We start from the raw sequence: 22662 nt of genomic DNA on the forward strand, positions 1-22662 counted from the left end.
AAACTAACACTAAAAAAAACTTCAGTTTTGTAGTATAATTTTCAAGGATAGAGGAAAGGCGGGGAAGGCAATGAAAAAGAAACAGACCTATGCAGTAGTTGATCTAGAAACGACGGGAACCGATCCAAAGGTTGACCGTATCATCCAGTTTGGCTGTGTATTGATCCAAGATGGAAAAATCATTTCCCGTTTTGCTACTGACATCAATCCCAATCAGGCCATCTCTAAGCAGATTCAACAGTTGACAGGAATTAGTAATACCCGTGTTCAAAAGGCTCCTTATTTTGAAGATGTGGCGTTGACGATTTACAATCTACTAGCAGATACCGTATTTGTTGCGCATAATATCTATTTTGATTATTCTTTTTTAACGCAGGAATTACTTCGTTGCGGTACGCCTAAATTAAAGATTCCTGGAATTGATACTGTTGAGTTAGCGCAGATATTTTTACCGACAGAAAAAAGTTTTCGTTTAGGTGACTTGTCTGAAAGTTTAGGACTGATTCATGATAATCCTCACCAAGCAGACAGTGATGCGCAAGTAACTGCTGAACTTTTGTTATTGATCGAAGCGAAAATGCGCCGTTTACCATTGATTACAATGGAAGCAATCGATCGTTTGAGTCAGCAAACAGGAATGGATACGAGCAGTTATATCCATCACATATATGAAGAAATGAAGCAGAACATTCAACCATTAGCAAAAGAACAGCATGTTGTGTCTGGAATTGCTTTGAGAAAAAAAGAAGTGACACTGTATGAAGAAAAGTTATACGGAGAAGCGATTTTCCCACATAAGAAAAAAGCGAAAGAAAAAGCTTTTGCAGACAGAATCGGTTATCGTTCAGAGCAAAGTCGGATGATGAATTTAGTTTATGACCATTTTACGAAGGACGAAAATAAAAATTTATTTATTGAGGCAGCTACAGGAACAGGAAAAACACTCGGATATCTATTCCCACTAAGCTACTTAGCGACACCAGATAACCCGGTCATTATCAGTACTGTCTCGATTGTTTTGCAAAATCAATTAACTGAAAAAGATATTCCGTTAGCAAACCAGATTTGTCCAAAACCAATTCAAGCTGTGATTATTAAGAGTCATCGTCATTATATTGATTTACAACGGTTTAAAGCGACACTTAAACATCCGATACAACAAAAACAATATGCGTTATATCAAATGGGGGTTTTAGTTTGGCTAGTGGAAACAGAGACAGGTGATCTTGATGAATTGCAATTAACAAACTTTAACCATATTTTTTGGCGCGATGTTGCCCATCGTGGGATTGATTTTTTATCTGATCAAGATTCGTTGTACCAAGAAGATTTTGTTCGTTTTCTTTATAAAAAAGTCAGACAAAGCAATGTATTGATCGTCAATCATGCATTTTTGGCACAGGAGACGCTTAGAGAAGTCCCTCTTCTACCTAAAAGTTCGTACCTGATTGTTGATGAGGCGCATCATCTACCTGATATTGCTGGAAAGATTGCGAATCGTCAATTTAATTATGTTTCTTTTAAAAAGCAGGCAAATCTTTACCTAGAAGAAGAACAGCTGTTTGATCAAGTCAATCAAATCTTTAAATCAGAAACCCAAGAACAGCGATTGTTACGTATTTATTCTAAAGCGTTGAGTGATTTAGTGGAAGAGTTCAGTGATTTATTTTACGAAATAAACCAACTGTTTAAAAATGACAAGCAACCGAATTTGGAGGCAATGTTGTTGACTAAGCCACTATTCGATCACTTATCATTGAATGGAGAAACATCGATTCAAAAGATTGAGATTCTTTTAACTGAAATGCAGGAAATTCAAAATAGATTGCAGCAGTCGATTGTTGAGGAATTGGAAAAGTATGCAGTGTCAGAACGAATTATATTTGTAAGCTTGTTACAATTTTTTGAACGGATCGAATTTCTATATGAATGTTTTGATATTTATGTCAATAATTGGCATCCACGCTGGATCAAAGAATATAGCATCTCACCTCAAGGATATGGTCTACTTGCAATAAATGATTTAGAAGCGAGTATTTTGCCGGAGACGACTTGGTATGACCGTTATGAGCATATTTTATACACAGGTGGAACGTTGAAATTTGGTAACGATAAGAAGTATTTGCCCAATAAATTAGGGTTGACAGACGTTTTGTTTAAAACGTTACCTGATCCTTATGATTATGAGAAAAATGCTCGCTTATATATTCCAACAGAAGCTATTGCAATCAGCCAAGCAAATGCTACAGAATTTTCAACGTATATCGCCTCTGTGATCCAAGAATTGACAGAGGAACAAGATGGTTCTATGTTGATCTTATTCACGTCGCATGACATTTTATCCAATGTTTATTATCGGTTGCATCCTCAATTATTGAATGGGGGAAGAGAGCTTTTAGCTCAGGGAATTAGCGGCAGTCGGGAAAAAATTCTAAAACGTTTTGCTCATTCAAAAAATAGTGTCTTATTAGGTGCTGATAGTTTTTGGGAAGGTGTTGATTTACCAGGGGAAGCATTATCTCTGCTGATTGTGACACGTTTACCATTTGAAAATCCCAAACGACCTTTTGTCAAAGCACGCTATGACTACCTTGAAGAAAAAGGAATCAACCCCTTTACACATGATGCTTTGCCAAAATCAGCTTTACGCTTACGACAAGCTTTAGGTCGCCTGATTCGTTCTGATAGTGACAAAGGAGCTTTAGTTGTTTTGGACCGACGTTTAGTGACGGCTAAGTATGGCAAGCGTATGTTAAAAGCATTACCGAAAGATTTATCAGTGAAAGAAGAACCATTAGCGCAAATAGTATCCGAACTAAAAGAATTTTTAAATAAATAAATTTATCTACTATCTATTAAATCAAACCGATTTTCTGCTATAATGATAGCCAGTAAGTTTGGAAAGGGCGAGGCGGTTGCAGGAACAAGAAGAACGAGATGAGACAAGAAAAACCAAGATCCTTTTAAGCATAATCGCAATTTTATTAGCGATTATTGTGATGATTGCTATTTTTTATATTCGCTCAACGCATCCAAGAACACAAGCAAAAAAAGAAGCGACGGAAATTGCAAAAAAATATGCACATTTGGAAACAGTTGATCACTTTTATTGGTTTACTAGAAAAGATACTTATTTTAGTGTAACAGGTAAAGATAATAAAGGGGAAGAATTGGCTGTAATTATCCCGAAATCGGGAGACAAAGTGACTGTTTTAAATCAAAAAGATGGCGTGGAAGAAGGTCATATTCGCCAAATCATTGAAACAGATTACAAAGAAAAAAATATCCAAAAAATTAGCTTGGGATTGTATAACGATAAACCTACTTGGGAAGTCGTTACAAAAAGTGATGATGGTTTACTAAGCTATTATTTACTATCCTTTGCAAATGCTGAAGAAATCATGATCATTAAAAATGTCTGACGAGATAGGTTTAAGAGAATTAGTTGATTTTAAAGTAGCTATAATAATGATTTTATTTACTTGATAAAACAAGGATAAAAAATGAATGGAGTGAAAGTATGGAGATATCAAAACGCGCACAAAAATTAGAGCCTTCTGTTACGCTAGCTGCTTCCGCTAAAGCCAATGCGCTAAAGGCTGCTGGAAAAGATGTTTTAAGTTTAACGGTTGGAGAACCTGATTTCACCACACCTAAAAATATACAACAAGCAGCAATCCGATCTATTGAAAGTGGAAAAGCTAGTTATTATACACCTTCAGCAGGAATCAAAGAACTGAGAGAAGCGGTTGCAGACTATATTAAAACGTACTATCAGTTAGATTATCAAGCAAACAACGTGATCATAACAGATGGCGCAAAATTTGCGTTATACCTTCTTTTTCAAGCAGTATTGAATCCATACGACGAAGTGATCATCCCTGTTCCTTATTGGGTGAGTTATGGAGAGCAAGTTAAATTAGCAGAAGGCGTCCCAGTTTTTATTTCTTGTGCACAGGAGAAAGAATTTAAAGTGACGGTGGAGCAGTTAGAAGAGGCTAAAACGGATAAAACGAAGTTGTTGATTTTAAATTCACCTTCTAATCCGACTGGAATGATTTATTCTGAAGCTGAATTACGTAAAATCGGTGAGTGGGCCGTGGCAAATGACATCTTGATTGTATCGGATGACATCTACGGCAGACTAGTGTACAATGGGGCCAACTTTACGCCCATTGCAACATTGTCACGAGAAATCCAAAAACAGACGATTATCATCAATGGTGTATCCAAAAGTTATGCGATGACTGGGTGGCGCATTGGATACGCAGTTGGGGATGAAACAATTATCTCCGCTATGAACGACATTGCGTCGCAATCAACTAGTAATCCTACTGCAGTTAGTCAATATGCGGCGCTGGAAGCTTTGACTGGTGAACAAGATACAGTGAAAATCATGAGGCAAGCATTTGAAGCTCGTTTAAATGAGATTTATCCTTTATTTGCAGCATTGCCAGGTTTTAAATTAGAAAAGCCTCATGGGGCATTTTATCTGTTTCCGAATATTAAAGAAACGTTAGCGATGTGCGGGTATACTGATGTCACAAAATGGGTAGACGACTTGTTAGCAGAAGCGCAAGTTGCACTTGTAACGGGAGCCGGATTTGGCGCACCTGAAAATGTTCGAATTAGTTATGCAACGGATATTGACACATTAAAAGAAGCGGTTAAACGGATTAGAACATTTATTGAAACAAAATCAACCAAATAAAAACACTTAATTCGGGATAGGTAAAAGACTAAAATGAATGGAGAGACGATCGTGGAACAAATTCAAATTATCGATTCAAAAAATCATGTGGGAGAAACAGTGAAAATAGGGGCTTGGATCGCCAATAAACGTTCAAGTGGAAAAATTGCATTTCTACAATTACGTGATGGAACAGCTTACTTTCAAGGAATTGTTGTAAAAAGTGAGGTTCCAGAAGAGGTCTTTCAGCTAGCGAAAAGTCTAACACAAGAAACATCTGTTTGGATCATTGGTGAGATTAGAGAGGATAGTCGTTCAAAATTCGGTTATGAGATCGGTGTTACAGGCATCGAAGTGATCGGTGAAAGCCATGAATATCCAATCACACCTAAAGAACACGGAACTGATTTTTTAATGGATCACCGTCATTTATGGTTACGTTCTTCACGACAACACGCAATTATGCAAATTCGTAACGAAATTATTCGTGCAACCTATGAATTTTTTAACAACAATAATTTTGTTAAAATTGATCCACCGATTCTAACTGCAAGTACAGCCGAAGGTACGACTGATTTATTTGAAACGAATTATTTTGATCAAAAAGCGTATTTATCTCAAAGTGGACAACTGTACATGGAAGCAGCAGCATTAGCTTTTGGGAAAGTGTTCTCATTTGGACCAACGTTTAGAGCAGAAAAATCAAAAACACGTCGTCACTTAATCGAGTTCTGGATGATCGAACCAGAAATGGCGTTTATGCATCAAGAAGAAAGTTTAGAAGTGCAAGAACAATACGTTGCTTTCTTAGTTCAAAGTGTATTAGACAATTGCGATCATGCATTAGACGTGTTAGAGCGTGATAGAGAGGTCTTGAAAAAATATACACAATTACCATTCCCACGTATTTCATACGATGAAGCAGTTGAGTTATTGAAGAAAAATGGCTTTGATGATATTGAATGGGGCGATGATTTCGGTTCACCACATGAAACATTTATTGCCAATTCATTTGATCGTCCAGTTTTCATTTTAAACTATCCAAAGGCAATCAAAGCGTTCTACATGAAACCACATCCTACTCGTGACGATGTTGTGATTTGTGCAGATATGATCGCACCAGAAGGCTACGGAGAAATCATCGGTGGATCTGAAAGAGCGATCGACCATGATTATTTATTAGAACAAATTCGTAACCATAATCTAGATGAAAAAGAATATTCTTGGTATTTAGATTTACGACGTTATGGATCTGTGCCACATTCTGGATTTGGTTTAGGATTGGAGCGGACTGTTACTTGGTTGGCTGGTATCGAACATGTTCGTGAAGCAAGTCCATTCCCACGCTTATTAAACCGTATCTATCCATAAAAATAGTTATTCAGTAGTCGTTGGAAGAAGCTTTCTGCTTTGTTTCAACGACTATTTTTTATGAAAAATGCGTAACTTAACAAAATAGCTATAAGAAAAAAGGAAAAAGTAAGGCAAATTGTTTAGAATTCCATTTTTTTATGGTAAAATTGACAGAAAGTAGAATAAAGGAATGACTCGAATGGAAAACCCAACACAAGTTAAAAGAAAACATTTTCGTTTTCCAGCCTATGACGATGAATTAGGCGTGAAATTAGTTTCTGAAAATAAACGTACATTATTTCAAGAAGAGCCGATGCTGGCTAAAACAACAATGCAACCACAAGCTAGTGCACCAGTTATAGATCCAATAAGTGTTCAGCCAGTACTTCAGAAACAGCCAACACAAACGAATAATAAGCATGTATCTCATAGTCAAGAACAAGTAGCAGAATTAGCGCGCCACAAATCTAATCTGCCAAATTATATGATGACCCATAATAAAACGGCATCACCAAAGCAAAAAAATAATTTATTTGGTAATATGCCTAAAAGAAGCTCATATGGTTTTGGTTCACAACCTGCTCCTAATAAAAATAAAGCAGCGTTCTCAAAAAATTTTACGTATGATACGCGATCATATTTCGTACCCAAGTATATTCCAGCATCCGTTATTCCCGAAACAACTGCTCCGGTTTTGACAGAGCAAGAACTAGCTGCAGCTATGAAAAAAGAAAAAAGTTCCTATTTACTCTTTGACGATGAACCAGCTGCATTTCAAGCAAAGGGGAATGAAGATCCAACGGTTCAAAAATTTAATATTCCTAAAGAGTCACCTGAAATCCCGGTAACTAGACGACAGTACCAACAAATCAAACCTGAGATGGAGCGATTTGGTAAAGAAGAGGATATTAGTCACACTTTGCCTCGCTCTAGAAAAGAGTTGAAGACGGCAAAAGAAAACGCAAAAAGTCAAACAGCCTATGGACAAAAAGTAGCTGAAGCGGAGCAAGAGAAAAAACGTGGAATTTTAGATAAATCATTAAGTGGCATTATTGAAGATTCTAGTGATGAATTGAAAAATAGTAAGTATTTTGTATAATGTTACACTAAAATTAGGTTAGAAATAGTTAGGTTTGAAAATAATTGCTATTAAATCTAGATTCTGATTTGGATAGTAGAATAATCTTATTTCCAAAGACACTACTTTTTTACTAACGTTTATTTGGAATTTAAGGGACTGAGCCATAACTCTTAGAGTTATGGATCAGTCCCTTGTTTTTATATCAATAATTCATGTATATAAAAGCCTGATATTGCATATCATCATTATAGTGAAGAGGACTTGATCAATAAAATGTATAGTTAATTATTTCTTTCATTATCCTAAGCTGGTTAATAATATGACCACAGATTGATTTTTTCTGAAAACGTTCTTTGAGTATACTATAGTTAAGCGTATTTTAAAAAATAACTATAAGAGGATATGAGGAATTTGAGGAAAAAAATTTTTTGGTCTTTTTTCATTTTTGGGATAGTTAGTATCGTTTTTTTGAAAGATATAAATACTAGTTTAGCAAATGAAACAAATCAAACTGAGAATTATACTATTGTAAAAGATGATGAAACATTGATGAAATACTCACTTTTAAAAGGGGATCAATGGAGTCCCATGTCTGCTAGAAAAAAAATCTCCACAATTCCTGTTTTAACGGAACCACAAGTAATGTATAAAGGGGATGGAGAGAAAAATTCTGCAAAATTTCTATATGATCGTGAAAAGAATACGGTCGCGATTGAACAATCAATAGACGCGAGAGTGAACATGGGAGTAAGACAACAGATAGCAACTGTTAAAGGACGTTCTTATCAATTTTCAGTTAAAACAAAATCTGCAGTCATCAAAACAACTGGCAAAACTTACAAAGCTGTCGATGGATTTGATATTTTAGATGGTGGAATATCTGAGGGAGATCAAACTTCACTTATTCCTGTGGAATATACTCGGGTAAACAATTCTTTTACGGAGAGCGATGCGGCCAAGGGGAAGGATAGAACCGATCGAGTAACATTTAAAGCGAAATCGGATAAAACGACAATTGAACTCTCTGCTCTAAGTAACGATCAGATAAATGCGAATGGGGCTTATTGGTCTGATATATCATTTATTGATTTTGAAAATGGTATCGTTGAATCTAAAAAATTAGTAGAAGATTTATTTACGGATACAACTCATAATTCAATCAAGTTAAGTACTACACAAGCAATAATTGATAAGGCAAAAGCAAGAGTAGAAGAATTATTTGACGAAAAAACGAAAACGGCATTATTAGCAGAAATCACCAAGGCCCAAAATTTGATGGATAAAATACAATTAAAATTAACTGTAGAAGAATTAACAGATGATCGAACAACCTTATCCAGTCAAACTATTAAGGGGACAACTTACCCAGAAGCTTTTCTGTATTTTTCAGGGCATGAGGGAATTACAGAAGGAACGCTTTCATCTGGGGTGGTTGATGATAAAAGAAAATATTTAATTCGAGCTGATAGCAAAGGCTCTTTTGAGTTTAAGCTTACTAAAGGAAACTACTTTAGAGGAGGACAAGTAATTACGATTATAAGTGCTTTGAATGGAAAGGAAGAGACTGTCTCAAAGACAGTAACTGACAAGGTTGCTCCATTTAAACCTACGTTGAATCCGTTGAAAGATACCGATACGGAAATTTCAGGAAGTGCTGAAACCGATGCTACCGTTAAACTCTATGATGCCTCTGATGATAAAGAAATCACTTCCGTGAAAGGAAAAACGGGCGATCAATTCACACTAACCGTACCAGACGGATATAAACCTTACAAGCGGTATTATGTTACTGCAACCGATGCAGGAAAAAATGTGAGCGAAAAATCAGATATACAAGAAGTAAAAGATACACTTCCACCTAAAGCAACACCAGTAAAGCAACGAATTAAACTAGGCGATCCGTTGCCGGAGATTACTGAATTATTGACAGACATTGATGATAATGCTGGAGTCGATCAATTGACAATGACAATTACCAAAGAAGCGGATCTATCAAAGGTAGGGGCAACACAAGTCGAAATCACTCTGACAGATAAAGCCAAAAATAAATTAGTTGTCACTGTACCGATCTTTGTTTATACAGAGGGAATAATCGAAAATGATCAAGATATTTTCTTTGCAGAGGACTTTTCTGTTTTGGCGATTGATTTTCCAAAAGATTTAGAGGATCAAAAAAAATACATTTTAGATAAAAGTAAGGCTACCGTATGGGATAAAGAGGATTGGTCAGTAAAAGAAACGACATTTCAAATTGAAGTTGGATCATTAAAAAGTGAACCGGGGGTTTACTCTGTTACAATTAGCGGAAACCAGTTGAAGAAAACGATCCATGTTGAGTTATTAAAAGGAGAATTAACTCTTGAAAAAATTCCTACACAAGTTTCTTTTGGAGAACCAATCATTAAATCAAATACTCAATATGTAACAAGCAAATTAGGAATTGATTTAACGATGAAGGATAGTCGATTTCAAAGAAGTTCTTGGCGTTTAGTAACGAAACTGAAACGTCCATTTCAGAATAACAAGGATGAATCAACTACTACAGGGTTGGTTTATAAAGATGAAGATCAACTGCTACCGATTACGACGAAAGATACTGTAGTACTTTATGAAGAAAAAAAAATAGACTCAAATAGAGACGTCAAAGTGACGTTGAATCAACAGGAGGGACCACAAATTCTATTGAAAGTTTTACCAGGAAGTGTACGAGCAGATACAGATTACAACAGCGAAATTATGTGGATTATTGAGGATGCGCCATAACATTTTTGGATGGTTCGATCAAATACCATACAGTCAAACATTGGATCGAATCATAGGAAATAATGAAAAGAGAATGGGTGAAACAAGCTTGATTTCCAGAGAGTAAGAAGGAATTCGTTTTGCTTCTACCATTTATTTAAGATAAGAGATAAAAGTAATGTTTACTTTTGGCTCTTATCTTTTTTTCTGTGAATTAAATAGTTAAAAAGTAGGTGAGATAAGAAAAATACTGCGGATAATTTTCTGAATTTTTGATTTTCTTTTTTTTTAAGGATCATTTTTTATATCCTTTAATGTTCGATCATTTTGGGTTGATTATTTTTAGATTTTATACGATAATTGGAAAAGTATGATTTTAATAAAATAGCGAATTAATTGTTTTATATAGGGAATAAGAAAAGAGGATTAGAATGAGCAATTTAGAGAATAAGTTACATCATTTTGTTGGGATAAAAGGTTCAGGAATGAGTTCATTAGCTTTGGTATTATTTGAAAAAGGCTATAAGGTACAGGGCTCAGATGTGAAAGAATACTTTTTTACACAACGTGATTTGGAAAAATCTGGTATTACGATTTTACCTTTCAATGCTGATAACGTTACGAAAGATATGATTATTATTGCAGGCAATGCATTCCCAGACACGCATGAAGAATTAGTTCGTGCCAAAGAATTAGGTGCTGAAATTATTCGTTATCATGATTTTATTAGCCGTTTTATTCAACCGTATACAAGCATTGCAGTAACTGGTTCTCATGGGAAAACAAGTACAACAGGTTTACTTTCTCATATTTTAACAGGGATTGCACCAACTAGTTATTTGATAGGTGATGGTACCGGGCACGGGGATCCCAATGCTGAATTTTTTGCTTTTGAGGCGTGTGAATATCGCCGTCATTTTCTCGCTTATTCTCCTGATTATGCGATTATGACGAATATTGATTTTGATCATCCAGATTATTTTAAGAGCATTGAAGATGTTTTTTCTGCTTTTCAAACAATGGCTGAACAAGTGAAAAAAGCTATCTTTGCTTATGGAGATGATAAATACTTACGCCAATTGAAAACAGAGGTACCTGTTTATTACTACGGATTAGCAGATGACGATGATATCCAGGCTAAAAATATCCAACGAACAACACAAGGCTCGTCATTTGATGTTTATCATGATGAGAACTTGGTGGGGCACTTTGTTTTACCTGCTTTTGGGCAACATAATATTATGAATGCCTTAGGTGTGATTGCGGTAGCTTACTTTGAAAAATTAGATATGAAAAAAGTTGCAGATGAAATGTTGACTTTTGAAGGGGTAAAACGTCGCTTTACCGAAAAGAAAGTTTCTGACATGATCATCGTAGATGATTATGCACATCATCCAACTGAAATCATTGCAACGATTGATGGTGCTCGCCAAAAATACCCAGATAAAGAAATTATTGCTGTTTTCCAACCGCACACATTTACACGGACGATTGCATTGATGGATGAGTTTGCGGAAGCATTGGATCTTGCTGACGCTGTTTATCTTTGTGATATTTTCGGTTCAGCAAGAGAACAACAAGGCGATGTCAAAATTGAGGATTTAGGCAATAAAATCAAAAAAGGCGGACAAGTGATAAAAGAAGACAATGTATCGCCTTTATTAGATCATGAGAATGCTGTGATGGTCTTTATGGGGGCAGGCGATGTTCAAAAATTCGAACAGGCATATGAAACCCTATTAAGTAACACAACAAGGAATGTTTTATAAAAACTTTAACACTTACACTTTAAAAAAGTGACGACAACAATTCATTGCTTTGATTTGTTGTCGTCACTTCTTTTTAACTTGCCTTTTGTCGTCATTTTGGTACAATTATCTTATCATTAGTGGAGGTGTACTAATTTGAATATCGGAAAACCGAGAAAATTAGGCAAAACCATCGAAGATATTGAGGAAGGCGATTCGCTGTCTTTAACCGAATCCATCGAAGATAAAGAGTTGCTTCTTTATTTGGGCTTAACCAACGATGCCAATCCTTTATATATCCAACATGATTATGCCCAAAAAACAGAATATGGCAAACCAATTGTTCCATCCATCATGTTGATGGGAATCATTACCAGTGCAATTTCAAAACATTTACCAGGACCAGGTTCTCATGTGGTTAACTTTTCCGTGAACTTTGTGGAACCAGTATTTCATTATGAGACATTGACGTTTCAATTTGAAGTAATCAAGGTAGATAAGATGAAAGATGTTGTAACGATTTCGATTGAAGCTGTTAACGAAGAAGAAGATCGAGTACTTGATGCGGTCGTAATGGTACAACCCCCTCAAGTAACAATAGCTGATTTAGAGGAGAAAGAAGGAGATATAGATGAATAATGGAGCAGTAGTCAATGCTGGGATAAACAAGTTTTATTCAAAAATATATGCATTTTTAGCGATGGGAATCGGTGTTAGTGCATTGGTATCTTATCTGATTTTAAATGTTTTTCCAATAGTTTTAGTAACATTATTAAGTTCTACAGTGTTATTTTTCGGATTATGGTTGTTGCAGATTGGCTTAGTTATATTCCTAGGTGTTAGAGCACAAAAAAATCCGACTTTAGCAATCAGTGGATTTTTAGTTTACTCTATTTTAAATGGTGTGACAATCTCGGCAACATTGTTATTATACGCCCAAGCAACTGTAGTAAGTGCTTTTGTGAGTGCTGCAGCGACATTTGGTGCGATGGCATTAGTTGGAATGTTTACAAAGAAAGATTTATCTGCAGTGGGACATGCAGCATATAGTGCCTTGATCGGGATTATTATTGCGATGGTCATCAATTTCTTTTTCTTACGTAGTAGTGCTGTGTCATTTTTCATTTCTGTCTTGATGGTGTTGATTTTTGCAGGAATTACAGCTTATGATAATCAAAAAATCCGTCAAGTTTATAATGAAACAGGTGGACAGGCAGGCACTGGGATTGCAGTTTTCTTTGCTTTACAATTATATCTTGATTTCATCAATTTATTCTTAGCATTTTTACGCATCTTTGGTAAAAATAATTAATGAACGAATTGAACGTAGAACATCCAGTATTTGCTGGGTGTTTTTTTTGTGGGGAACATCTTTTTCGTTACATTAATATACGCAAACGGCTTTATTGTTTGTATAAAAATTCTTTTTAAAGGTGTTTTTTGATAAAAAATCCATTGACTATCCTCTGTCTTTGCTTTATACTTTTATAAAATTAGAGAAATTCGACTCTTTATAGAAGAATTAAAGATCATGTACAGGAAGGTGTTATTGATGAGAAAGTATGAAAAGGTGCCTAAGGGATTTAAATTTTACGGAACTCATGTTGGGATCAAGAAAAAAAGAAAAGATTTTGGTTTGATTGTAGCAGATGATATTTGTCATGCTGCTGCTGTATTTACAAAAAATACATTTTGCGGTGAATGTATTCCAATTGGGAGAGCACATGTCGAAAATGCAGAACTGCAAGCTGTTGTAGTAACAAGTGGTATCGCCAATGTTGCAACAGGCAAAATAGGCCGGGAAAATGAATATAAAATTTTAGAGTGTTTGTCTAATAAATTGACAATTGAAGAAGAAAATATTCTACCTTCTTCTACAGGAGTGATTGGACCGCAATTACCAATTGATAGTATCAAGGGCTTTTTAGAAACAGAATCAATTATTCTAAAAGAGGACTACCAAGATTTTGCTCATGCCATTTTAACCACAGATAAACGCATCAAAGTTCGTAGTTTAAAGATAGGAGAGGCAACGATTTTAGGTATCGTCAAGGGTTCTGGTATGATTGAGCCGAATATGGCAACAATGTTGGCTTACATTTTAACTGATGCAAAAATAGAAAAAGATCAGATTTATTCTGCGTTGAAAACAGCCGTTGATCAATCATTTAATACGATCAGCATCGATACAGATACAAGCACGAGCGACACTGTAGCACTTTTAGCTAGTGGGTACTATGATGTTGAACCGTCAGCATTACAAGTTGGTCTGAGTCAAATCTGTAAAGAATTAGCGCTGGATGTGGTAAAAGATGCAGAAGGTGCGACAAAAACAATGTTTGTAACCGTCAAAAACGCAGCAAGCCAAGAACAAGCTAAAAATGCAGGGAAATCAATCATCAATTCACCATTAGTTAAAACGGCGTTATTCGGAAATGATCCAAATTGGGGTAGAATTGCGATGGCACTTGGAAAAACAGAAGGACTGCTTTTTGACTTAAATAAGGTAGAAATTTATTATGGTACATTTCCGATTTTTTCAAATAGTAATGAAGAAAAACAAAACCTTAAGCAAATTGCAGATTACATTGAACAAAACGAAGATATCTATTTAACAGTAGATTTACATCAAGGATCAGAAAGTTTTGAAGTGATAGGCTGTGATTTAAGTTATGAGTATGTCAAAATAAATAGTGATTATTCGACATAATAGTTGATTTAAGGGAATAAGTATTTATGGATGGTAAAAGTGGAATGAGGGAAAAAAGGAACACATTCCACTTTTAATTTGCGAATGTATGTTCTATAATGGAGGAACGACAGGTGGGAAAAACATGCAGAACATACAAAGAATTGCAGTTCGTAGACTAGTGGAGTTTATTTTACGTAAGGGCAGTATTGATGCAAGGCATACAAGTGAACATACCGCTTTAGAAGGAGCTAAGATTCATCGGAAACTGCAAAAAAAAGCCGGTGATGATTATCAAAAAGAAGTCAAATTGGCGATCGACATAGAAATGAACCAACAAACATACATAATTGAGGGACGCGCAGACGGTATTTTTAGTGATGCTAAAAACAGGACTGTGATTGATGAAATCAAAACCTCAGAACCGGCTTTTTCAGAATTGCGAAAAGAACAAGTTGACATGTATTGGTACCAAGTAATGTGTTATGGACACATTTACTGCCAACAAGAAGACATAGAGACTATCGTTTTACAATTGACTTACTATCAAACAACGACAAAAGACATCACACGACAAGAAAGAGAGTTTACAAAAGCAGAATTAAAAGAATTTTTTGATAGTCTAACGCAAAAATATGAACAATGGCTGATTTTTAAAGCAAATTGGCGCAAGATTCGTAATCAATCATTAAAACAATTACCCTTCCCATATGGGGACTATCGATCTGGTCAAAGAGAGTTGGCTGTGGCAGTTTATAAAACAATTTTAAGTGATCAAAAGCTTTTTGTTGAGGCACCGACAGGAACAGGAAAAACGATTTCGACGTTGTTTCCATCATTAAAGGCAATTGGAGAAGAACAAGCGGAAAGAGCGTTTTATTTAACAGCTAAAACTATTACACGGCAAGTTGCAGAAGATGCAGTTGAAGCGATGAAGCAAAAAGACATGCAGCTTAAAAGTGTAACTTTAACCGCAAAGGATAAAATCTGTTTTTTAGCAGAAAGAAACTGTACGCCAGAAGCCTGTCCATTTGCTAACGGGTATTATGATCGTTTAAATGAAGGGTTATGGGATTTATTAAATAATGAAAATCAGTTTACTCGTGAGGTAATCGAAATTTACGCACGTAAGCACACTTTATGTCCTTTTGAGTTATCATTGGATGTGAGTTTGTGGTGTGATTTAGTGATATGTGACTATAATTATTTGTTTGATCCAGTTGTTTATTTAAGACGTTTTTTTGAAGAACAGGCAGAAGTGAAAGAAACCATTTTTTTAGTTGATGAAGTTCATAATTTAGTCAATCGTTCGCGGGAAATGTATTCAGCTGTTTTGTCCAAAAGTAAGGTATCTGCTTTAAAAGAAACGCTTGGTAAAAAACAAACAAAACTGATTCGAGCGCTTAACAAAATTGAAAATGAATTCGAGAAAATCAAACTAGTTTGTGATGAGGAAGACAAAGAGTTTATTCATCAAAAAGCACCAATTGATTCATTGGTCAAAGTAGCCTATTCGTTGGTTGAAAAAATCAAAGAGTGGCTTCCAGAAAATCAAGATCATACTGAAATAAATCAAATCTTGGCTGTTTACTTTGATGTGCTGAATTACACGAAAATCAGTGAAGGATACGATGATCATTACTGTACGTATGTGAATTGTCAGAATCATGATATTATAGTGAAACAATTTTGTATTGATCCAAACTATCTTTTACAGCAAAAATTAGATAAAGCAAAGGCGAGTATTTTATTTTCAGCAAGTTTGACACCACTGGATTATTATCAAGACATTTTAGGTGGTGGAGAAGATAGTTTACGCTATCGAATTCCGAGTCCCTTTCCTAAAGAAAATCAATTATTAATAAACGAAACGTACATTCAGACAACGTATAAAGAACGTGAAAATAGTTATGAAAAGATTAGTGAAAGTCTGGCCAATATGATTCAGCAAAAAGCGGGGAATTATTTCGTGTTTTTCCCATCTTATTCTTATATGGATATGATTTATGACCTGTTTCGTCAAAAGAATCCTCATGTCAAAACAAAGCTCCAGGCAAGTATGATGGATGAAACAGAGCGAGAGGCTTTTTTAGCTGATTTTGTTTTAAATCCTACAGAGACACTTGTTGGTTTTTGTGTCTTGGGAGGTATTTTTTCTGAAGGAATCGATCTGAAGGGGAGTCGCTTGATTGGTACTGCAATTGTAGGAGTTGGATTACCGCAAATCAACCATGAGCAAGAATTGATTAAAGGTTACTATGACCAGGAAAAAAATCAAGGATTTCAATTTGCTTACCAAATTCCTGGGATGAATAAAGTGTTACAAGCAGCAGGTAGAGTTATTAGAGATACGACTGATAAGGGGATTGTTTTACTTTTGGATCAGCGTTTTTCAACGAGAGCTGTACAACGCTTTTTTCCGCCTCACTGGAATCAGATTCAGACATCGTATTCGCCTGAACGAACAAAACAGTTATTACAGCAATTTTGGCAGGGAAATGGAACAGAATGATAGTAGGAAAAAAGGGCCTATACTGGTATACTAAAACAAGCAGTGTTGCATCTAATTTTAAGTGAATAACAAGATTGTAAAAAGCCGAAGTTTTAGATATCGGCTCTTTTTGAGCGAAAATAGTGACGGAACTACCTAAATATAAAAAGATAGGGAGAGTAAAAATGAAAACAATCCTAGTATTACATACAGGCGGTACCATTTCGATGTCAAAAGAAGTAGATGGAAATGTAACGACAAACAGTATGAACCCATTGCTTGATCAAGAAGAATTATTAGCAGGAAAAGTCAATTTAATCGTGGAACCGATTTTCAACATTCCTTCCCCTCATATGACATTAGAGCGGATGTTAGAATTAAAGCAGCGTATCCAAAAAGCGTATTCAGAAAATATTGATGGAGTAGTGATTACTCATGGCACAGACACCTTGGAAGAAACTGCCTACTTTTTAGATATTACACTAGAAAATAAGATTCCTGTTGTTTTGACTGGAGCAATGCGTTCAAGTAATGAGATTGGAACAGATGGGCTTTATAATTTTATCAGTGCGGTTTGGACAGCATGTTCTGACGAATCATACGGCAAAGGGGTTCTCGTTGTGATGAATGATGAGATCCATACTGCTCGTTATGTGACAAAAACACATACGACAAACGTTGCAACGTTCCGAACACCGACATTTGGTCCAATTGGTATGATCGCTAAAGAACGAACTTTTTTTGCAAGTGAAGTTGCTCCACAAGAAGTGTGCGATATTCAAAAAGTAACAGGTGAGGTTTATGTGATTAAAGCATACGCTGGTATGGACGGTAGTCTATTTGATTTAGTTGATAATGATCAGACAGATGGTATCGTAATTGAAGCGTTGGGAGCTGGAAATCTTCCGCCAGAAACCTTGCCTGCGTTAGAAAAGTTGTTAACTCGAAACATCCCGATCGTTTTAGTTTCACGTTGCTCTAATGGCATCGCTGAAGATATTTATGACTATGAAGGCGGTGGAGTTAATTTAAAGAAAATGGGGATTATATTTTCTAGAGGATTGAATGGACCAAAAGCTCGAATTCGTTTGATTGTAGGGCTAAATAGTGGCAAAAATTCCCAAGAGCTTTCTGATTTTTTGAGTGAATAGAGTATAGTAAGTTAGTTCAGTTTTTTCTCAATGAGGAAACTGAGCTATTTTTGCTGAAAACAGCTGTTTTGTTTAGAATAAACTTGATATAATTAGAGAAGAGTTCGACTTTCACTCTGAAATTTAATGTTTCTTGAGATAATAAGCGAGAAAGTTTTAACCTAAGTAATGAAAAAAAGGAAGGTTGTGTTGGTATGAGTTTTAAAGAAGAATTAATGCAAAGGCTAAATGAAAAAGAAGAACGAATGATCGAAATTAGAAGGTACTTGCATCAATATCCCGAGCTATCTTTTTGCGAAGAGAAAACGGCTAAGTATATTGCGGATTTTTACGAAGGTAAACATTGTACAGTTCGAACAGGAGTAGGAGGAAATGGGATTGTTGTGACGATCGATAGTGGAAAACCAGGTCGTACATTAGCGTTGCGTGCTGACTTTGATGCCTTGCCGATCCAAGAAGAGACTGGCTTAGCTTTTTCATCGAAAACTCCTGGAGTAATGCATGCTTGCGGTCATGACGCACACACTGCTTATATGTTGATATTAGCGGAAACCTTGAGCGAATTACAGGAATATTGGCAGGGAAAAATTGTGATTTTGCATCAGCATGCTGAAGAATTGCCGCCAGGCGGTGCTAAAGCAATGATTGCAGATGGTTGTTTGGATGGTGTGGATAATGTATTAGGTTTACATGTCATCAGTAGTTTGAAAAACAGTACGGTATACTATCATGCAGGACCGATCCATACAGGTCAATCAGGTTTTAAGGTTGTGATTCATGGACGTGCTGGTCATGGATCAATGCCTCATGAAACACACGATGCTATTTTAGCTGCGTCAGATTTGGTGGTTAGCTTACAATCAATCGTTAGTCGTCGGGTCAATCCATTTGAAATGACTACACTGACAGTTGGTCGTTTTGAAGCATCAGGTGCATCCAATGCAGTCAATGGTCAGGTCGTTTTAGAAGGAGATGTGCGAACGTTATCTAGTGAGGTACAAAGCCTTGTCGAAATTGAGTTTAAACGTATTTTGGATGGGATCGCATTGATGTATAATGTGACGTATGAATTAGATTATCGGCATAATTATCCAGTAACAGTCAATGATGAAAAATTAACTAATTTTGTTGCAGATAGTTTGAAAAAAAGTTCTATTCCTGAAGTGATGGAAGTCCTCGATTCGGGCTCACAAGGACCTTCAGAAGATTTTGCCTATTACGCAGAGGTAAAACCTAGCTGTTATTTTCATGTCGGTGCTGCACCTAAAGATGGTCAGTTCTATCCTCATCATAATGGGAAATTTACAATCGATGAAAATGCTTTGTTGATTTCCGCTAAAGCGATGGGAGCAGTAGTAGCTGATTATTTAGAAAAATATCAATAAAAAATAGTGGCTAGGATAGAACTCTTTAAGTTCTATTCTAGCCACACTTGGTTCTAAGAGCTAAGCGCTTTTCTCCCAACCACCTATTTTTTAGCGGAAGTTAGTGAACTGTAGTTCCACAGGTAAATCTAGATTTCTAAGCAAAGTAATCACTTTTTGCAAGTCATCTCGGCTTTTTCCAGTGACTCTGATTTGGTCTTCTTGAATTTGTGACTTAACTTTGAGACCAGAGTTTTTGATTGCAACATTGATTTTTTTTGCATTATCTTTATCGATTCCGCTAATTAAATCTCCGTATTGACGGGCAGAACCACCAAGTGCTTTTTCACTTGATGAGAAGTGAATGTTTTTAATCGGGACAGCCCGTTTGACTAATTTACTGAACAAGACGTCTTTTACTTGTTCAACCTTATAGTCATCTTCGGCAATTACCACTAATTTATTATTTTCCAGTTTTATATCTGCAATGGATCCTTTAAAGTCAAAGCGGTTTTTGATTTCTTTCAATGCAATCTGAATCGAATTTTTGACTTCTTCCATATTCATTTCAGATGTTACATCAAAACTTGCTTCTTTTGCTGCCATATGTCCAGCTCCTCTCATTATTTCTTACTTTTATAGTACCATTAAATGGGGAAGAAACAAGTACAAATACTATTTTTAAACAAAATATAGCTAAGTAACGAAGAATGATGGAAATAGAAATGTATAAGAATAAAAGAATCCTCATTTTCTGCTTTTTTTCTTTTCTTTTTTAGAGCGACCTGTTATTCTAATTCGAGGGATTTTATGTAGGAAATAAAAAAATAAAGCTTAGGGAAATGCGAATGGCTTTTTATATAATGGGGGAGAATTTAGATGAGTAATTGGGTTATCACATATAAACGAAGCGAGACGCTGAAAAAAATTGCTGTTATTTTTGTTACAGGTATTGTAGTAGCAATCAGTTTGAATTTCTTTTTAATTCCCGCAAAAGTCTTTTCGGCAGGGATGAACGGGGTTGCTCAAGTTATCGCAACATTATTGCATACACATTTGGGGATTACGATAGACACGGGTCTTTTTATTTTATTATTAAACCTTCCGATTTTTGTTTTAGGCTTTATGAAATTAGGAAAAGAATCAACAATTTATAGTTTTTTAAATGTGGCATGGATTTCCTTGACCACGATTTTGATTCCAGTCGAAGTGATCACAACGAATCCTTTGATGAATGCGATTGCTGGAGGTGTATTGATTGGAATTGGTGCTGGATTGTCGCTTAAGATGGGGTTCACTACTGGTGGAATGGATGTTATTTCATTGGTTCTATCGAAAACAACAGGCAAGACAGTTGGCAATTATATGTTTATGCTCAATGGAATCATTGTAGCAATTGCAGGTTTTGTGTTCGATTGGGAGAGTGCATTGTATACGATTATTTCGATTTATTGCATGACTCAAGTTGTGGACACGATTCATACAAGTCATCAAAAAATTACAGCAATGATCGTAACAGTTCAACCAGAAGTTGTAACACAAGCCATTTCAAAGCAGATGATTCGTGGTATGACATTGTTGCCATCAATGGGCGGATATTCTGGTGTTGAAGGGCGGATGATTATGATGGTGATCACACGGTATGAGTTGTATGATTTAGAGCAAATTGTTTATGAAGTCGATGAGAATGCGTTTATGAATATCATTCCTACACATTCCGTTTTAGGGCGATTTGCCAATGAAGATGAACAGCGGATATTTAAAAGCACAGGGAGCTTTCCAGAAGTGAAAAAGCATAAGAAAAAATAAAAGCATCTAAAAAACAAACGCCTTTTAAGTATAGGTTGTTTGTTTTTTTTTGATGCTTGGAGAAATAATTAGGTTAAATGATTGTTTTTGGTTGATTGTTCTAATTCTTTAAACGCCTCTTGTAACTTCTGAATCCTAAGTTCAACTTTTTCTGCAGATTTATCCAAAGTATATCCTTCATCTAAAAGCTCTTTAATCAAAATAATTTTTTTTATTTCATAGTAGTCAAATTTACGAGTTTTATTGAGTCCTTCATCTACACTATGAATAATATTTTTGCTTTCCCAATATCTTAACTTTCTTACAGAAATTCCTGTGATATTAGAGGCTTCACCAATCGTTACAGACATTTTTTTAAGTAAATCTATATCAATTATATCCATAATTTCCTCCTGTAAATTGTTTAATCAATTATACAATAAAAAGAACATATTGACAACTTGTGTAGATATTGTATAATGATTGTAGATTATCTACAAAGGAGGTTGGTTTTATAAATTATTTGAAGAATTGGAAAGCGACTGTCAGCATAGTTTTTTTAGTTGTTATTGTCATCTCTGTTTTTTATGGAACACAAAGTAAAGGAATCGATCAGTCGAAGAGTAAAAAAAAACAGTCGGACAGAATTGAAACAAAACAATCCGTTGAAGGAGAGAAAGAAATGTTAAATAAAGGCAAGGAACTTAGTGTTGAGCAAGAATTAAAAAGTAAGTACAAGGATTACCTAAAAGTAATAGAAGAAAAATTATCTGTCCCTATTGAATTTGTGTTAAAGGATGTGACAGAAAATCTTAAGCAAAATGAACAAGATGTTCTTTTAGTTCGATATGCATCAGAGGGTGTAAATAATGAATTATTTGGAGAACATTTTTCAGTCACTATTGAAAAAGAGTCAAAAGAAATACTTGGTTTTACGAATATGAGTCAAAAATATGTTTTAAGTGAAACAAATCAATTATTAAGCAAAGCAGAAACTGCAAAAATTGCTAAACGATTTTTAGATCAGTTTGCACCAGGATATTTTGAAACGTTGAATAATTTATGGATCGATCAACATGATGAAACTATTCAATTAGAAGGCTATGAAATGAAGGTTTCGGGAATGAAGTACAAATGTTATCGTCCGATTACAGATGACTACGCATGGTTGATTATTGGCGGAGACGGTGAAGTAATCACTTTTGAGAGAGGAATTATTTGGATAGAGGGTAGAGTAACCGAAAAATGGTTACATGATTCATACTTAAACGAGATGTTATAAGTAGGAACATGCCTGAAAGTGAGGATAGGACAGAGATTTACGCTTAAGCATAAAGAAGGATGATACATGGCCTCATAATAGGTGGCAGTACTTGTTAACGTACCACTAGATTCCAAGTGACAAAGGTATATAACTCTAGGAGTTATATACCTTTGTCACTTTTTTTCTTTCTTGGTAATTTTCCCAAGTGTTGACACTTTTTCTCTGCTTGAAAACTGACTTCCCAGAAGCGTACTAAAGGATTGATAGCGCATTCATTGGGTGGTATAACTAAATTGTAAAA

At 35.5% G+C, this 22662-nt stretch carries 17 protein-coding genes; 15 read left to right on the top strand and 2 right to left on the bottom strand.

The window, feature by feature from the left end; translation table 11 throughout:
* Positions 1–70: 70 nt before the first annotated feature.
* From I580_RS09725 to I580_RS09785, 13 genes are all read left to right on the top strand, one after another.
* A complete protein-coding gene (locus I580_RS09725) occupies positions 71–2839 on the top strand; it encodes a helicase C-terminal domain-containing protein (RefSeq protein ID WP_010771800.1) in 2769 nt (922 codons plus the stop codon).
* Between the two features lie 76 nt (positions 2840–2915).
* The gene (locus tag I580_RS09730; RefSeq protein ID WP_010771801.1) at positions 2916–3422 is read left to right on the top strand and encodes a cell wall elongation regulator TseB-like domain-containing protein; all 507 of its coding nucleotides are present in this window, start codon (positions 2916–2918) and stop codon (positions 3420–3422) included.
* Positions 3423–3520: 98 nt separating this feature from the next.
* Entirely contained in the window at positions 3521–4711 is a 1191-nt protein-coding gene (locus I580_RS09735) for a pyridoxal phosphate-dependent aminotransferase (RefSeq protein WP_010771802.1), read from the top strand.
* A 51-nt stretch (positions 4712–4762) separates the two neighbouring features.
* Complete coding sequence (asnS, locus tag I580_RS09740; protein WP_034860218.1) at positions 4763–6061, top strand: asparagine--tRNA ligase; 1299 nt, start codon at positions 4763–4765, stop codon at positions 6059–6061.
* A gap of 181 nt (positions 6062–6242) precedes the next feature.
* Complete coding sequence (locus tag I580_RS09745) at positions 6243–7142, top strand: hypothetical protein (protein ID WP_010771804.1); 900 nt, start codon at positions 6243–6245, stop codon at positions 7140–7142.
* A gap of 450 nt (positions 7143–7592) precedes the next feature.
* Positions 7593–9887: a toxin Cry1Ac domain D-VI-related protein gene (locus tag I580_RS09750; protein WP_143141661.1), complete on the top strand. Its 2295-nt coding sequence runs from the start codon at positions 7593–7595 to the stop codon at positions 9885–9887.
* Positions 9888–10297: 410 nt separating this feature from the next.
* Positions 10298–11635 (top strand): UDP-N-acetylmuramate--L-alanine ligase, encoded by a 1338-nt coding sequence (gene murC / locus I580_RS09755; protein WP_010771806.1) that lies wholly within the window; start codon positions 10298–10300, stop codon positions 11633–11635.
* Between the two features lie 135 nt (positions 11636–11770).
* On the top strand, positions 11771–12253 hold the full coding sequence (locus I580_RS09760) for a MaoC family dehydratase (RefSeq protein ID WP_010771807.1): 483 nt from the start codon (positions 11771–11773) through the stop codon (positions 12251–12253).
* Positions 12246–12926, top strand: coding sequence for a Bax inhibitor-1/YccA family protein (locus tag I580_RS09765; protein ID WP_010771808.1), 681 nt, complete (start codon positions 12246–12248; stop codon positions 12924–12926). Before I580_RS09760 ends, I580_RS09765 begins: the two co-directional genes overlap by 8 nt.
* Positions 12927–13166: 240 nt before the next feature.
* Positions 13167–14324, top strand: coding sequence for a bifunctional glutamate N-acetyltransferase/amino-acid acetyltransferase ArgJ (argJ, locus tag I580_RS09770; protein ID WP_010771809.1), 1158 nt, complete (start codon positions 13167–13169; stop codon positions 14322–14324).
* Positions 14325–14448: 124 nt separating this feature from the next.
* Positions 14449–16815 carry an ATP-dependent DNA helicase gene (locus I580_RS09775; RefSeq protein WP_010771810.1) on the top strand — a complete coding sequence of 789 codons (2367 nt, stop codon included), beginning with the start codon at positions 14449–14451 and terminating at the stop codon, positions 16813–16815.
* A gap of 164 nt (positions 16816–16979) precedes the next feature.
* A complete protein-coding gene (locus I580_RS09780; RefSeq protein ID WP_010771811.1) occupies positions 16980–17945 on the top strand; it encodes an asparaginase in 966 nt (321 codons plus the stop codon).
* A gap of 194 nt (positions 17946–18139) precedes the next feature.
* Positions 18140–19330 carry an amidohydrolase gene (locus I580_RS09785; protein WP_010771812.1) on the top strand — a complete coding sequence of 397 codons (1191 nt, stop codon included), beginning with the start codon at positions 18140–18142 and terminating at the stop codon, positions 19328–19330.
* A gap of 90 nt (positions 19331–19420) precedes the next feature.
* Here the strand turns inward: I580_RS09785 and I580_RS09790 are convergent, their stop codons facing one another.
* The gene (locus tag I580_RS09790; RefSeq protein ID WP_010771813.1) at positions 19421–19915 is read right to left on the bottom strand and encodes a YajQ family cyclic di-GMP-binding protein; all 495 of its coding nucleotides are present in this window, start codon (positions 19913–19915) and stop codon (positions 19421–19423) included.
* A gap of 273 nt (positions 19916–20188) precedes the next feature.
* Here I580_RS09790 and I580_RS09795 point away from each other — a divergent pair, with 273 nt between their 5' ends.
* Positions 20189–21118: a YitT family protein gene (locus I580_RS09795; RefSeq protein WP_010771814.1), complete on the top strand. Its 930-nt coding sequence runs from the start codon at positions 20189–20191 to the stop codon at positions 21116–21118.
* A 68-nt stretch (positions 21119–21186) separates the two neighbouring features.
* Here I580_RS09795 and I580_RS09800 read toward each other — a convergent pair whose 3' ends face one another.
* The gene (locus I580_RS09800) at positions 21187–21501 is read right to left on the bottom strand and encodes a MerR family transcriptional regulator (protein WP_010771815.1); all 315 of its coding nucleotides are present in this window, start codon (positions 21499–21501) and stop codon (positions 21187–21189) included.
* 278 nt (positions 21502–21779) lie between these two features.
* Here I580_RS09800 and I580_RS16490 point away from each other — a divergent pair, with 278 nt between their 5' ends.
* On the top strand, positions 21780–22379 hold the full coding sequence (locus I580_RS16490; protein WP_010771816.1) for a hypothetical protein: 600 nt from the start codon (positions 21780–21782) through the stop codon (positions 22377–22379).
* The last annotated feature ends 283 nt before the right edge of the window (positions 22380–22662 follow it).

The organism is Enterococcus caccae ATCC BAA-1240, assembly GCF_000407145.1.
Lineage (GTDB): Bacteria > Bacillota > Bacilli > Lactobacillales > Enterococcaceae > Enterococcus_L > Enterococcus_L caccae.